Here is a 13,017-nt window from a genome sequence, read left to right as displayed (position 1 = left end):
CCATCGCCAGCAAGCTGGCTCCCACAAGGGGGGGGTTATGTCGGGCAGGTTTCGCGGCCGTTATCCAGGCCTTGCTTGTAGCTGTGGCTCTGCAGGCTGGCCTTGCCGTTGTGCCAGGTCAGGGTGAGCACATACAGCGAGTCGTAGTCGCTGGACTCCCAGTCATCCGTGATGTTCTGCTTCTTGCCGACGGCTTCGCCGGCAACCTTGTTGATCAGTTCGGGCAGGTAGCCATGGGACCACGCGGTGTAGATCACCGAATTGTGGTACTTGTCGTGGAGCAGCTCGTCGGCCAGGTCGCTGGTGTCGTTGGCCGAGAAGTTGATGTTCACCGGCAAGCCAAGCTTGATCGCGCTCGGGCTGATGGTCATCAGCGGGCGAATGTAGCTGTAGGAATTATCCAGTTCGCCTTCCTCGACATTGCGGGTCGGGTTGGCGGCAAACACGTAGTTGGCCTTGCCGAATTTTTCCGGGAGCAAGGTCGCGAGGTCGATGGCGCGGTTCAGGCCCTGGCAATTGAGCTGGCCCAGGCCGCCTGCCGGTTTCTCGGCGTGGCGCAGGAATACCAGCGTCTGAGTGCCGTCCACCGGTTGGGCACGGCTTTCACTGACCTCAAGCGAGAGGAAGAGCGCGCTGACTGCCAACAGGGAGGGTAGCAAGACATACGCACGATGCTTGAAGCGTTTGGCGAAGTTCAAAAAGTTCGTCATTGGAATAAAGGGTCTTCAGCGCATTCGGTTAAGGCTGACAAACCTTTGCACCCCGAGCTCCCAGCACCGGGTGGTTTCCATGTCGTGAAGCCGGTCCGTTTCCGAAAGGGCAAAGCTCAGAGTCCACTGAAGCCCGTTTGGTTCGATTCCGGCATAGAGCGCAGCAATCTACCGATAACCTTGAACGGGTTGGAGCAAAGGTTATCGACAGGATGTTGCGGATTTATGGACACAGTACACGGGCCCGTCGCTGGAGCCGGCCGCTATCCATTGATCTTGCTAATCATCAATATCGATACGGCGGACATCGCCGCCCGCGGCCACTGCCACTATGATCGTGTCTCTCAATCTCTTCTCGGATCCTTGCGATGACCGATCTGTCCGTGTTCCCCATCACCCAAAAATGGCCGGCCCAATACCCGGAGTGGATTCAGCTCTACTCGTTGCCGACCCCCAACGGCGTCAAGGTGTCGATCATGCTCGAAGAGATCGGGCTGCCCTACGAGCCGCATCGTGTGGGCTTCGACACCAACGATCAGCTGTCGCCCGAGTTTCTTTCGCTGAACCCCAACAACAAGATCCCGGCCATCCTCGACCCCCACGGTCCGGGCGACAAGCCGCTGGCGCTGTTCGAATCCGGGGCGATTCTGATCTACCTCGCCGACAAGAGCGGTCAATTGCTGGCCCAGGAATCGGCGGCACGCTACGAGACGATCCAGTGGCTGATGTTCCAGATGGGCGGCATCGGACCGATGTTTGGCCAGCTCGGTTTTTTCAACAAGTTCGCCGGCAAGGACTACGAAGACAAACGACCACGGGACCGCTATGTCGAGGAGAGCAAGCGTCTACTAAGCGTGCTCGACGGCCGCCTGCAAGGGCGCGACTGGATCATGGGCGAACGCTACACCATCGCTGACATCGCCACATTCCCGTGGGTACGCAACCTGATCGGTTTCTATGAGGCGGGCGATCTGGTGGGCATCAAGAACTTCCCGAATGTGACGCGGGTGCTGGAGCGCTTCCTGGCACGGCCGGCGGTGATTCGCGGGCTGGAAATTCCCAAGCCAGTCTCCAACTGACCACGATCCCTGTAGGAGCCAGCTTGCTGGCGATGGCGGCCAATCAGTCAGCATTGATGTGCCTGACACACCGCGATCGCCAGCAAGCTGGCTCCTACAGGGGGATTGTTGCTGACACGGTAAGGGTTTTTCCTTGGCCGGGGTTTGTGCCCGGCGCCGCACAGGGCATAAGCTTTCGCCCCCTTTACGACTTTCGTCTCGTACCGTTTTTTCAGGAAAATTCATGTCCAGTCAGTTCCCCGAAGCACGTCCACGCCGTCTGCGCCGCAATGCGAGCCTGCGCAGCCTGTTCCAGGAAACCGAGTTCACTTTGAACGACCTGGTGCTGCCGATCTTCGTCGAAGAAGAAATCGACGATTTCGTGCCGATCAAAAGCATGCCCGGCGTGATGCGCATTCCCGAGTCAAAACTGGCCGGCGAGATCGAGCGTTATGCCCGGGCCGGGATCAAGTCGGTGATGACCTTCGGTGTGTCCCATCACCTGGACAGCAGCGGCAGCGACACCTGGAACGACAACGGCCTGGTCTCGCGCATGGCACGCATCGCCAAGGACGCCGTGCCGGAGATGATCGTCATGTCCGACACCTGCTTCTGCGAATACACCGACCACGGCCATTGCGGCGTATTGCACAACAATGAAGTCGACAACGACCAGACCCTGATCAACCTCGGCAAACAAGCGGTGGCCGCGGCCCGCGCCGGTGCCGATGTGATTGCCCCATCGGCGGCGATGGACGGGCAGGTCCAGGCGATTCGCCGGGCCCTGGATCAGGCTGGTTTCACCCAGACCGCGATCATGGCCTACTCGACCAAATTCGCCTCCGCACTCTACGGCCCGTTCCGTGAAGCCGGCGGCAGCGCGCTCAAGGGCGACCGTAAAAGCTACCAGATGAACCCGATGAACCGCCGCGAAGCGGTGCGTGAATCGCTGATGGACGAACAGGAAGGCGCCGACGCGCTGATGGTCAAGCCGGCCGGCGCGTACCTGGACATCATCCGGGATATCCGCGAGGTCTCGCGCCTGCCACTGTCGGCGTACCAGGTGAGCGGCGAGTACGCGATGATCAAGTTCGGCGCACAGGCCGGCGCCATCGATGAGGACCGCGTGGTGCGCGAAAGCCTCGGCGCGATCAAGCGCGCGGGGGCGGACCTGATCTTCACCTACTTCGCGATGGACCTGGCGCTGGCCGGGATTTAAAACCCACCACCCATCCAATGTGGGAGCGAGCCTGCTCGCGATTGCGGTGTATCAGACACATCAATTTTGAATGTGCCGCCGTCTTCGCGAGCAGGCTCGCTCCCACATTTGGATTGGGTGAATCAGTGAGGGCCGAAGTACGGCCGGATCCCGCGATCCCGGAAGTACCGCTCGATCACCTTCGGGTCCGAATTCGTCTCCGCCACTGCCACATAGGTGTCCGGCCGCAACAGGTAGAACCCGTTGCGCCCCAGGCCCGCCGCTTCAAACGCCGGTCGCCAGTCAAATACATGCAGCGGCAAATGATGTTCGTTGCACCAGGCGATCATTTCGTCGCTGGTGTCGCCGTACACATGCACTTGCCAGCACGGGCATTTCAACGGCCCGAAATTGTCGCCTTCACCGTCATGGGCCCACGGCAGCCGGTCGCCGCCATGTACGTGTCCGGCGACTCCGTTGCTCAGCGGCATCCCGCGATAGTTGAGGGTGATCTGCGACACGGTGCGGAACAGAAACTCGCGCGACGCCTCGAACGACGCCATTTTCGGCAGCAGGAACGGCGCCAGGCGCGTGCGCAGCAAGTCGGCCATGCGCCCTTCAGCGGTGACGAAGCTGAACACCCGGTCGGTGGTGGCGACCAGTTTGCGGGCAAACGCGATGCGCTCGGTTTCATACGTATCGAGCAGATGCGGGGCCGCGCCACCGCTCAGCACCGCCGCGATTTTCCAGGCGAGGTTGATGGCATCGCCAATCCCGGTGTTCATGCCCTGACCGCCGGCGGGGCTGTGAACGTGGGCCGCGTCGCCCAATAAAAACGCGCGCCCGCGGCGGAAGTGATCGGCCACGCGATGGTGCACGCGGTAGGTCGAGAACCAGTTCACCTGTTCGATCTGCACCTTCAGGTGTTCGATGGCGCGGCTGCTGACGTCTTCGAACTGCAGGGTTTCGGCGTGCTCGGCGCGGTCATCGCGAACCGTGCCGATCAACCGCGCACGGCCTTCACCGGCCAACGGAAACACCGCGAGGAAATCCGCTTCATCGAGGTCCAGGTGCAATTCGCCATTGAGCGCAGGGCCGCTGGCCTGCACGTCGGCGACGTAGAAAATCTGCTGGTAGGTGCCACCGGGAAAACCGGTGTCGAGGGTTTTGCGCACCATCGACCGGGCGCCGTCGCAACCGGCGAGGTAACAGGTCTGGCAGGTTTCCTGCTGGCCATCCGGCAGGCGCAGCCGCGCGCTGATGCTGTCGCCGGTTTCCTCGAAACTCTCCAGTTCAGTGTTGCGCTCGACCTGAATGCCCAAAGTTTCCAGGCGCTCGATCAGCAGCCGTTCATGCTCGTCCTGGGGGAATATTTCGAGGAATGCGTAAGGCGTCAGGCCTTCACCGACGCGGCTCAGCGGCAACCGCGCCACCGGTTCACCCTTGACCCAGAAGTTGGCCGCCGCCACGCGGTGGCCGCGCTGAATCACGGCGTCGCTGAGGCCGAGCTGCTGATACAGCTCCAGCGTTCGCGCCTGCACCGCCAGCGCTCGGGAAGTGGTGCCGGGTGCTGATGTCTTGTCGACAATCCGTGCGCGGATCCCCAGTTTGCTCAGCCACAACGCAAGCACCAGCCCGGTGGGGCCGGCGCCGATGATCAGTACGTCGCTACGGTTCACAAGCCTGTCCTCCTCGGCGTTTGGCTCAAGTATGGTTCAGTCGATGAGGGCCGGTGGACGGCCCGCCCAACGGAAAAAGACCGAGTAGGAGCCGGCTGTGTTTTTTGAGGGAACAGTACCGGGGCGGCATAGTCATAGCCTGCGCCATGCCATTGATCGTATGGTTAACCCGGTCCAACGGATTTGATGGAGCACCATGCAAGCCAATCGATTGATCATGAGCGTCGCGGCGCTGTTGGTGCTGGCCGGTTGCGGGACGCAGCGCACCCAGGAAGCGCCTGCACGCAAACCCGATGAGGTCAAGGCCGAAATCGTGCGCCTGCTGCCGGCTAAAACCGTGGATCGTCAGGGCTGGGCCACGGACATTTACGCCGCCTTCGCTGCGCAGAATATCTATCCCTCCACGCAAAACCTGTGTTCCGTACTGGCGGTGACCGAGCAGGAGTCGACCTTTCAGGTGGACCCGCCGGTGCCGGGCCTGGGCAAGATCGCCCGGGATGAAATCGACCGTCGTGCCGCCAAAGTCCACATCCCCAGCCTGCTGGTGAGCGGGGCGTTGCAGGTGCGCTCGAGCAACGGAAAAAGCTACAGCGACCGCCTCAATGCCGCGCGCAGTGAAAAAGAATTGAGTGCGATTTTCGATGATTTCATCGGCATGGTGCCCATGGGGCGCTCGCTGTTCGGTGGTTTCAACCCGGTGCACACCGGTGGGCCGATGCAGGTCAGCATCGATTTCGCCGAGCAGCAGGCGCGCAATTATCCGTACACGGTGGATGGCACGATTCGCCATGAAGTGTTCAGCCGGCGCGGCGGCATGTATTTCGGCATCGCTCACTTGCTGGGGTATCCGGTGAGCTACCAACAACCGCTGTACCGCTTCGCCGATTTCAACGCTGGTTGGTATGCGAGCCGCAATGCCGCGTTTCAGAATGCGGTGAGCCGTGCGTCGGGCATTCCGCTGGCGCTGGACGGCGACCTGGTGCGCTACGACTCGATCATGCCCGGCACCACGGAATTGGCCGTGCGCACCCTGGGCAAGCGCCTGGACATGCGCAACCCGGCGATACGGGATCAACTGGAGAAGGGCAAAAGCCTTGAGTTCGAGGACACCCGGCTGTATCAGCGGGTCTTTGAACTGGCCGAAGAGGCCGAAGGTCGCGCGTTACCGCGAGCGGTATTGCCGGGGATTGTGCTGGAAAGTCCGAAGATCACCCGCAAACTCACGACGGCGTGGTTTGCCAAGCGCGTGGATGAGCGATATCAGCGTTGCATGGCGAAAGCGGGGAAGTGATCGTTTTCATGACGGTATAAAAAGTGGGCGAGGCGCGTACCTGTGTAGGAGCGAGCCTGCTCGCGAAAAAACGTCGGACAAAGCGTTCAATCAGGCAACACGCGTCATCGTTGACGTCCATCGCGAGCAGGCTCGCTCCCACAGGGTTTTACAGCCATTCTCATACTGCGCGGCTTTCGATCAGGCGGTCGGAGCCACCTTCGGCGACGCGGCGATCGATCAGGCGATCGGAGCCACCTTCGGCAACGCGGTTTTCGATCAGGCGGTCGGAGCCACCTTCAGCAACGCGGCGCTCGATCAGGCGATCCGAACCACCTTCAGCCACACGATTCTCGATCAAACGATCAGAACCACCCTCGGCCACACGGCTTTCAATCAACCGATCCGATCCGCCTTCAGCGATCATCGTACGGGCATGAGGCGCGGCAAAAGCGTTAACTGCAAAAACCGAGAAAGCGATGCTGAGGAGGATTTGGCGTTTCATGATGGTGTGCTCCGGGGTGTTATTGGTTGGTATGGAGCTGATGTTACGCCGCACGATTTTTAAGAGAACTTCATTGACGTGATGGTGAACATCGACGGCAGTGATGAATCGGATGGCTTCCCCTGTGTGGTGATGATCGGCGGTTGCGATCAGATGACTTTCACCGCCCGGCCGATGAACTGAATTGGTCCGGTCGGCTTGCCGATCGGCGAGCCGTTGGGGTTTTCCAGGGTCAGTTCGAACAGTTGGTTCGGTTCCAGCGGCGGCAGTTTGTCCAGCGGCACCGACAGGGTTTGACCCGGCTTGACCAGACCCAGCGACACCGGCCCTTGCCAGCCTTCAGCCTTGGTCCAGAACTCCAGCGCTTTGTCTGCCGGAACCTCGGCAACCCCCAGCGGAATCAGCTGGATCTCCTGGCGGTTGCTGGCCTGAATTACCCAACCCGGCGCTTTGTCCTGCGGCGCGACCAGCACCACCAGATAGGTCGGTTTGACCGTGGCCTGGGTCAGCAGCAACGCGCCGAGCAGCAACGTCGCCGCCAGCCCCGCACCGGCGAGACCGCGCCACAGCGGCAGGCGGTTCCACCAGGATGACAGATCGACCGTTGGCGCCATGGGTTGTCGGCTCAACGCGTTGACGCTGCGCTCGATGCGTTGCCACAGGTGGTGCGACGGGTTTTCCGGCTCGGCGAGGTCGGTCAGGCCCAGCAGGCGCCGTTCCCAGGTATCGACCGCCGTGCGCAGTTCGGCGTCGTCGTGCAGGCGTTGTTGAACCTCGCTGCGCTCTTCGGCCGAGAGCGTGCCCAGCACGTATTCGCTGGCCAGTTCGTCGCGTTCGTCCGGGCTTTCATCCGCAGGGCGAGTGGTCATCCCATGCACTCCCGCAAGGCCGTCAGGCTCCGTTTGATCCAGGCTTTGACGGTGCCCAGCGGGGTGCCGAGCTTGTGTGAAATCTGCGCGTGGGAATAACCGTCGACGTAGGCATGCAGGATGCAAGTGCGCCTGGAGGGTTCAAGCTGTTCCAGGCACCGATGAATGCGTGATGAGTGCACGTCGGCATCAAAAGTTTCAGCGTCGTTTTGCACGTCGATATCGCCCTGGATCTCGCGGCTGTTGTCGCGGATGAAATTGAGCGCCAGATGCCGGGTCAAACTGAACATCCAGCCCCGCGCCGACCCCCTTGCCGGGTCGAAACCGGCGGCGCCGGTCCAGATCTTGAGGAACGCATCGTGGACGATGTCTTCGGCCAGCGCGGTGTCGCGCACCAGGCGTTTGGCCACTCCGAGCAGCCGCGGGCTTTCCTGCACGTACAAATCCCGCAGGGCCTGACGCTCGCCCCGGCCGCAGGCGGCGAGACGGGCTTCATAGTCGAAAATGGGTTCGGGCAATGACACAGATCTCAGCCGTTATGTGTGGGCAGTCCGAATGCAATCTAGCAAACAATCAGGAACCTTGTAGGAGCCAGCTTGCTGGCGATAGCGGTGTGTCAGTCCACACGTTCATTGGCTGGACGGACGCCATCGCCAGCAAGCTGGCTCCTACAAGGGATTGCGTGGGGCAGGTGGGTTAGCTGGCCGCCCAGAAAATGTAATCCGCCTGGTACTTCACCACTTCCTGCTTGCCCTTGTTGGCCGCCGTGCATTCGGCGCTTGGCGCGACGCCACCCTTGAGCGCCACGCGCTGGATGTAACTGACGCCGCTCATCGCGCCTTTGCCTTCGGCCGGGTTGGCCTTGACCAGTTGATAAGGCAGGTTGCCGGGACTCGACGGCGCGACGGCCAGTTGGGTGCCGGTGACTTTCGAGCCGTCCTTCGCTTGCCAGGTGGCCGGTGGTCCGAAATAGGTGCCGACCTGCTTGCCGCTGCGATCATTGAGTACTGCTTTGGGGCCGACGAAGAACCATTCGGTCTGCCCGGCGGCATTGGCCTTGTCGCGGCATTCGTAAGTAATCTCGCCGACCCCGGTGGTTTCCAGGGCGACCTTGTGCCCGTCCGGCACCTTGATGCTGTCGGGCAGGGCGGTCTGGGCCAGGGCCGCTGGGGCGGTGGCAAGCAAACCGGCAAGGCAAATCAGCTGTCTGGCGTTCATGAACATCTCTCCGCTCGTGAGTATTCCGTCATGCAGCAAAAGGAGCTGCTACTGGTACTACCCGTCGGAAAGCGATTTGGATGCACGCCTGAAAAAGAAATTTTCAGGCGCAGTCAGCGTCAGCTGCTACAAAGAGAACACGCAATGGAGGTGTTTATGTACCAGCTCTACGGACACAGGAACTCCGGCGCCGCCGCGATCGAAGCCGCCCTGGAACTCTGCGAAATCCCGTACCGCTTCATCGACGTTGAATCGTCCACGGAGGCGGCCCAGGCCCTTGAGAAACTCAATCCGCTCAAGCAGATCCCGACCTTGCAGCTGCCCGACGGCAGCATTCTCACCGAGAGTGCGGCGATCCTGATTCACCTCGGGCTGACGTTTCCCACGTCTCAATTGCTGCCGGACGATGCCGCCGAGCGCGATCAGGCCATCCGTGGCCTGGCGTACATCGTCAGCAATTGTTATGCGGCGATCGGCGTCATCGACTATCCCGAACGCTGGTTGCAGGTGGCGGACAAAACTTCCAGGGATAACCTCGTGGCCGGTGCTCGCCAGCGATTGCACTGGAGTTGGGAGGTGTTTGCCGATCAGTTTTCGGGGGAGTTGTACCTGGGGGACGAGACGCCGGGGGCGCTGGACCTGCTGGCGGCGGTGATTTCGCGGTGGGCGGGGAGTCGGGAGCATTTGCGCAGCGCCAGACCGGGGTTTTTTGCCTGGCTTGAGCGTATTGACCGGCATCCGACGCTGGCGCCGGTGTTTGCGCGGCATTGGCCCGCCTGAACTGGCCGGCCTGAACACCATCGGTCAACTGTAGGAGCCGGCTTGCCGGCGATGGCGATGGGTCAGTCGACACATTTTTATCGTCTGATACGACGCTATCGCCGGCAAGCCGGCTCCTACAATGGCTCGCATTACTCGCCGCGGATGTACTGCTCCAACTGCCGGATCAGTTCAGCCTGTTCGGCAATGGCTTCCTTGACCAGGTCGCCGATCGACAGCAAGCCGATCAGCTTGCCGTTCTCCACCACCGGCAAGTGACGCAAACGCTTGTCGGACATGATGCCCAGGCACGTGTCGACGGTTTGATGAGTGTCCACGGTAATCACCGGCGACACCATGATGTCGCGCACCGGCGTGCCGACCGAAGAGCGACCATGCAGCACCAGTTTGCGCGCGTAGTCGCGTTCACTGATGATGCCCAGCACTTCGTCGTTCTCCACCACCAGCAAGGCGCCGACGTTCTTCTCGGCCATCTTCATCAGTGCTTCGAGCACCATGTGATCAGGCTTGATCTGGTGCACTTCCTGATTTTTCTGATCTTTCAACTTGAGCAGTTGGGCGACGGTTTTCATGGTGGCTTCTCGGGTGTTGTCGTTGTCCTTGAAGAATCGTAGACCCGAGCGCCGAGGGCAAGGCGGAAAACGGCAGATAACGCGCAAAAAACGTCATTCAGCGATTTTTCTTCGATAAACCTCACATTTTGAACCCACCACCGACCTGTAGGAGCTGGCTTGCCAGCGATGGTCGTCAACGATAACGCGTGCTGACTGGTTAAACGCGGTGGGTTGGAGTCCCTCGCTGGCAAGCCAGCTCCTACAAGGGGCCGCATTCCAGATCAGGCGTTCACAGCTATCGGCGGGAATGACGCGTAGAATTGCGCTCTGAATCGGATGTGAGGTTGCAGTGGTGGATTTACAGCGGGGCTTCGTCCTGACCCGGCATTGGCGCGATACCCCGAGCGGTACGGAAGTCGAGTTCTGGCTGGCGACCGATACCGGTCCCCGGTGCATCCGCCTGCCTCATCAGCCGTCGGTGGCGTTCATCCCGGCCGAGCAGCGCGAACAGGCGGAACAAGTGCTGCGCGGCGAAAAAAACGTCGAGTTGAAACCCCTGGCCCTGCAGGATTTCGAGCATCGCCCGGTGCTTGGTCTGTATTGCCAGCAGCACGGTCAGTTGATGCGCCTGGAAACCGCGCTGCGCAAGGCCGGCGTCGAGCTGTTCGAGGGCGACGTGCGCCCGCCGGAACGCTACATGATGGAGCGCTTCATCACCGCGCCGGTCGTTTTCGGCGGTACGCCCGGCTCCGATGGTCTGCTGCTCGACGCGCAGATGAAGCCCGATCCCGATTACCGCCCGGCACTCAGGCTGGTGTCCCTGGACATCGAAACCACCGCTCAAGGCGATCTGTATTCCATCGCCCTGGAAGGCTGTGGCGAACGCCAGGTCTATATGCTCGGCCCACCGAATGGCGACGACAGCGCGGTGGATTTTCAGCTCGAATACTGCGACTCGCGAACCCTGCTGCTGAAGAAGCTCAACGAATGGTTCGCCCGCCACGACCCCGACGCGATCATCGGCTGGAACGTCGTGCAGTTCGATCTGCGCGTGCTCCACGAACACGCCCGGCGTCTGGCGGTGCCGCTGAAACTGGGGCGCGGCGGCGAAGAAATGCAATGGCGCGAGCATGGCAGCCGCAACCATTACTTCGCCGCGGCGGCCGGACGCTTGATCATCGACGGTATCGAATCCTTGCGTTCGGCGACCTGGAGCTTTCCTTCCTTCAGCCTGGAAAACGTCGCGCAAACCCTGCTCGGCGAAGGCAAGGCCATCAGCACGCCGTACCAGCGCATGGACGAAATCAACCGCATGTTCGCCGAGGACAAACCGGCCCTCGCCACCTACAACCTCAAGGACTGCGAACTGGTCACGCGGATTTTCGCCAAGACCGAATTGCTGAAATTCCTCCTGGAACGGGCCAGCGTCACCGGGTTGCCGGCGGATCGCAGCGGTGGTTCGGTGGCGGCGTTCACGCACCTGTACATGCCGCTGATGCACCGCCAGGGTTTCGTCGCGCCCAACCTCGGGACCAAACCGGCGCAGGCCAGTCCCGGCGGATTTGTCATGGATTCGCAGCCGGGGCTCTACGAATCGGTGCTGGTGCTCGACTACAAAAGCCTCTATCCGTCGATCATCCGCACCTTCCTCATTGACCCGGTGGGGCTGATCGAAGGCTTGAAGCATCCGGACGACAGCGACTCCGTCCCCGGTTTTCGCAGCGCGCGGTTTTCCAGAACCCGGCATTGCCTGCCGGCGATTGTCGCTCGGGTCGCCGAGGGCCGGGAAACCGCCAAGCGCGAACACAACGCGCCCTTGTCCCAGGCGTTGAAGATCATCATGAACGCCTTCTACGGCGTGCTCGGCTCCAGCGGTTGCCGCTTCTTCGACACGCGCCTGGCCTCGTCGATCACCTTGCGCGGGCACGAAATCATGCTGCGCACCCGCCAATTGATCGAAGCCCAAGGCCACACGGTGATCTACGGCGACACCGACTCGACGTTCGTCTGGCTGCGCCGCGCCCACGGTCAGCAGGAAGCGGCGCAGATTGGCCACGCCCTGGTGGACCACGTCAACCAGTGGTGGCGCGAGCATGTGCGACAGGAATACGGGCTGGAAAGCGCATTGGAGCTGCAGTTCGAAACCCACTACAAACGATTTCTGATGCCGACCATCCGCGGGGCCGAGGAGGGCAGCAAGAAACGTTACGCCGGGCTGGTGACACGCGCCGATGGCAGTGACGAGATGGTCTACAAGGGACTGGAAACCGTGCGCACCGACTGGTCGCTATTGGCCCGGCAATTCCAGCAGGAGCTGTACACGCGAATCTTCCATCGCCAGCCCTATCAGGATTACGTGCGCGACTACGTACACAAGACCCTGGCCGGCGAGTTCGATGATCGGCTGGTCTACCGCAAGCGTCTGCGCCGAACCCTGGACGACTACGAACGCAACGTGCCGCCGCATGTGCGCGCGGCGCGGATGGCCGACGAGTTCAACGACCAGCAGGGCCGCCCGCGGCAATACCAGAACGGCGGCTGGATCAGCTACGTCATCACCGTAGCCGGGCCCGAACCGCTGGAAATCCGCAGTGCGCCCATCGACTACGACCATTACGTCACCCGCCAGCTGCAGCCGGTGGCGGATGCGATCCTGCCGTTCGTGGACGACGACTTCTCAACCCTGATTGGTGGGCAGCTGGGTCTGTTTTGAGTCCAGCAGCGACAGCGTCCAGTCGTCCGGAATGCCATGGAAGTGCCGCAGCAACGCTTGATGGAACAGACTGTCACCCGCCGCGAACTGGGCGAAGAGGGTCATCGAGGAGCGGAATTTCAGATTGTCCGGATGGCCGAAAATCTCGATGATGGAGCGCTCCGGAATATCCAGCACTAATTGCGTGCAGGCCCGTAGCCTCGGGCCCAGAACCGCATGATGGAGGTAGGCCGCTGCTTCCGCGCCGGAACGGATCGCGAAATGCTGCGACATTTCGCTGCCTCCCAGGCCGGTGAATTGAGGAAAGATGAACCACATCCAGTGGCTGCGTTTGCGGCCTGCGCCGAGTTCGTTTTGCACACGCTCGAACACCGGGTCCTGCGCCTGGATGAAGCGTTGCAGATTAAAGGCGTCGAGCTGATCGGTGCTTCTCATGAGAAGCCCTCTGACAGAACTGCGATGG

General features: G+C 61.4%; 13 protein-coding genes. 5 read left to right on the top strand and 8 right to left on the bottom strand.

Annotated features, from left to right (window positions below):
• Nucleotides 1–35: 35 nt before the first annotated feature.
• Nucleotides 36–710, bottom strand: a complete 675-nt coding sequence (locus ACF6ZU_RS03105; RefSeq protein ID WP_392890464.1) for a histidine phosphatase family protein — start codon at nucleotides 708–710, stop codon at nucleotides 36–38.
• Nucleotides 711–1,078: 368 nt separating this feature from the next.
• On the opposite strand from ACF6ZU_RS03105, the gene ACF6ZU_RS03100 reads away from it, so the two are divergent.
• Both ACF6ZU_RS03100 and hemB read left to right on the top strand, forming a co-directional pair.
• Nucleotides 1,079–1,789: a glutathione S-transferase family protein gene (locus ACF6ZU_RS03100; RefSeq protein ID WP_392890463.1), complete on the top strand. Its 711-nt coding sequence runs from the start codon at nucleotides 1,079–1,081 to the stop codon at nucleotides 1,787–1,789.
• A gap of 223 nt (nucleotides 1,790–2,012) precedes the next feature.
• Nucleotides 2,013–2,987 carry a porphobilinogen synthase gene (hemB, locus tag ACF6ZU_RS03095; RefSeq protein WP_392890462.1) on the top strand — a complete coding sequence of 325 codons (975 nt, stop codon included), beginning with the start codon at nucleotides 2,013–2,015 and terminating at the stop codon, nucleotides 2,985–2,987.
• A gap of 122 nt (nucleotides 2,988–3,109) precedes the next feature.
• On the opposite strand, the gene ACF6ZU_RS03090 is transcribed toward hemB, so the two are convergent.
• Complete coding sequence (locus tag ACF6ZU_RS03090; protein WP_392890461.1) at nucleotides 3,110–4,645, bottom strand: FAD-dependent monooxygenase; 1,536 nt, start codon at nucleotides 4,643–4,645, stop codon at nucleotides 3,110–3,112.
• A 196-nt stretch (nucleotides 4,646–4,841) separates the two neighbouring features.
• Here ACF6ZU_RS03090 and ACF6ZU_RS03085 point away from each other — a divergent pair, with 196 nt between their 5' ends.
• Nucleotides 4,842–5,936: a DUF1615 domain-containing protein gene (locus ACF6ZU_RS03085; protein ID WP_392890459.1), complete on the top strand. Its 1,095-nt coding sequence runs from the start codon at nucleotides 4,842–4,844 to the stop codon at nucleotides 5,934–5,936.
• A gap of 160 nt (nucleotides 5,937–6,096) precedes the next feature.
• Here the strand turns inward: ACF6ZU_RS03085 and ACF6ZU_RS03080 are convergent, their stop codons facing one another.
• The 4 genes from ACF6ZU_RS03080 to ACF6ZU_RS03065 all read right to left on the bottom strand — a co-directional run bounded on the left by ACF6ZU_RS03080 (nucleotide 6,097) and on the right by ACF6ZU_RS03065 (nucleotide 8,507).
• The gene (locus ACF6ZU_RS03080; RefSeq protein ID WP_392894009.1) at nucleotides 6,097–6,420 is read right to left on the bottom strand and encodes a hypothetical protein; all 324 of its coding nucleotides are present in this window, start codon (nucleotides 6,418–6,420) and stop codon (nucleotides 6,097–6,099) included.
• A gap of 149 nt (nucleotides 6,421–6,569) precedes the next feature.
• Nucleotides 6,570–7,289, bottom strand: a complete 720-nt coding sequence (locus ACF6ZU_RS03075) for an anti-sigma factor domain-containing protein (protein ID WP_392890458.1) — start codon at nucleotides 7,287–7,289, stop codon at nucleotides 6,570–6,572.
• Nucleotides 7,286–7,813 (bottom strand): sigma-70 family RNA polymerase sigma factor, encoded by a 528-nt coding sequence (locus ACF6ZU_RS03070; RefSeq protein WP_392890457.1) that lies wholly within the window; start codon nucleotides 7,811–7,813, stop codon nucleotides 7,286–7,288. Before ACF6ZU_RS03070 ends, ACF6ZU_RS03075 begins: the two co-directional genes overlap by 4 nt.
• Before the next feature lie 172 nt (nucleotides 7,814–7,985).
• Nucleotides 7,986–8,507, bottom strand: coding sequence for a DUF3455 domain-containing protein (locus ACF6ZU_RS03065; RefSeq protein WP_392890456.1), 522 nt, complete (start codon nucleotides 8,505–8,507; stop codon nucleotides 7,986–7,988).
• A 156-nt stretch (nucleotides 8,508–8,663) separates the two neighbouring features.
• Between ACF6ZU_RS03065 and ACF6ZU_RS03060 the strand changes: the two genes are divergently transcribed.
• Nucleotides 8,664–9,287 (top strand): glutathione S-transferase, encoded by a 624-nt coding sequence (locus ACF6ZU_RS03060; RefSeq protein ID WP_392890455.1) that lies wholly within the window; start codon nucleotides 8,664–8,666, stop codon nucleotides 9,285–9,287.
• 131 nt (nucleotides 9,288–9,418) lie between these two features.
• Here the strand turns inward: ACF6ZU_RS03060 and ACF6ZU_RS03055 are convergent, their stop codons facing one another.
• A complete protein-coding gene (locus ACF6ZU_RS03055; protein ID WP_162441009.1) occupies nucleotides 9,419–9,859 on the bottom strand; it encodes a CBS domain-containing protein in 441 nt (146 codons plus the stop codon).
• Between the two features lie 334 nt (nucleotides 9,860–10,193).
• Between ACF6ZU_RS03055 and ACF6ZU_RS03050 the strand changes: the two genes are divergently transcribed.
• Nucleotides 10,194–12,554, top strand: coding sequence for a DNA polymerase II (locus ACF6ZU_RS03050; protein WP_392890454.1), 2,361 nt, complete (start codon nucleotides 10,194–10,196; stop codon nucleotides 12,552–12,554).
• On the opposite strand, the gene ACF6ZU_RS03045 is transcribed toward ACF6ZU_RS03050, so the two are convergent.
• The gene (locus tag ACF6ZU_RS03045) at nucleotides 12,519–12,989 is read right to left on the bottom strand and encodes a DUF1810 domain-containing protein (protein WP_392890453.1); all 471 of its coding nucleotides are present in this window, start codon (nucleotides 12,987–12,989) and stop codon (nucleotides 12,519–12,521) included. The genes ACF6ZU_RS03050 and ACF6ZU_RS03045 overlap by 36 nt on opposite strands.
• Nucleotides 12,990–13,017: the final 28 nt, after the last annotated feature.

Origin of the sequence: Pseudomonas migulae (assembly GCF_043225285.1) — a bacterium.
GTDB classification, from domain to species: Bacteria; Pseudomonadota; Gammaproteobacteria; order Pseudomonadales; family Pseudomonadaceae; genus Aquipseudomonas; species Aquipseudomonas migulae_C.
The sequence above is the reverse complement of the archived record's forward strand: the minus strand, read 5'-3'. Positions and strand labels throughout refer to the sequence as shown.

What these genes read in the sequence shown, in the direction of transcription:
- ACF6ZU_RS03045 (WP_392890453.1), bottom strand. Translation starts at nt 12,989, where the DNA reads ATGAGAAGCACCGATCAGCTCGACGCCTTTAATCTGCAACGCTTCATC.
- ACF6ZU_RS03105 (WP_392890464.1), bottom strand. Translation starts at nt 710, where the DNA reads ATGACGAACTTTTTGAACTTCGCCAAACGCTTCAAGCATCGTGCGTAT.
- ACF6ZU_RS03080 (WP_392894009.1), bottom strand. Translation starts at nt 6,420, where the DNA reads ATGAAACGCCAAATCCTCCTCAGCATCGCTTTCTCGGTTTTTGCAGTT.
- hemB (WP_392890462.1), top strand. Translation starts at nt 2,013, where the DNA reads ATGTCCAGTCAGTTCCCCGAAGCACGTCCACGCCGTCTGCGCCGCAAT.
- ACF6ZU_RS03055 (WP_162441009.1), bottom strand. Translation starts at nt 9,859, where the DNA reads ATGAAAACCGTCGCCCAACTGCTCAAGTTGAAAGATCAGAAAAATCAG.
- ACF6ZU_RS03060 (WP_392890455.1), top strand. Translation starts at nt 8,664, where the DNA reads ATGTACCAGCTCTACGGACACAGGAACTCCGGCGCCGCCGCGATCGAA.
- ACF6ZU_RS03100 (WP_392890463.1), top strand. Translation starts at nt 1,079, where the DNA reads ATGACCGATCTGTCCGTGTTCCCCATCACCCAAAAATGGCCGGCCCAA.
- ACF6ZU_RS03075 (WP_392890458.1), bottom strand. Translation starts at nt 7,289, where the DNA reads ATGACCACTCGCCCTGCGGATGAAAGCCCGGACGAACGCGACGAACTG.
- ACF6ZU_RS03085 (WP_392890459.1), top strand. Translation starts at nt 4,842, where the DNA reads ATGCAAGCCAATCGATTGATCATGAGCGTCGCGGCGCTGTTGGTGCTG.
- ACF6ZU_RS03065 (WP_392890456.1), bottom strand. Translation starts at nt 8,507, where the DNA reads ATGAACGCCAGACAGCTGATTTGCCTTGCCGGTTTGCTTGCCACCGCC.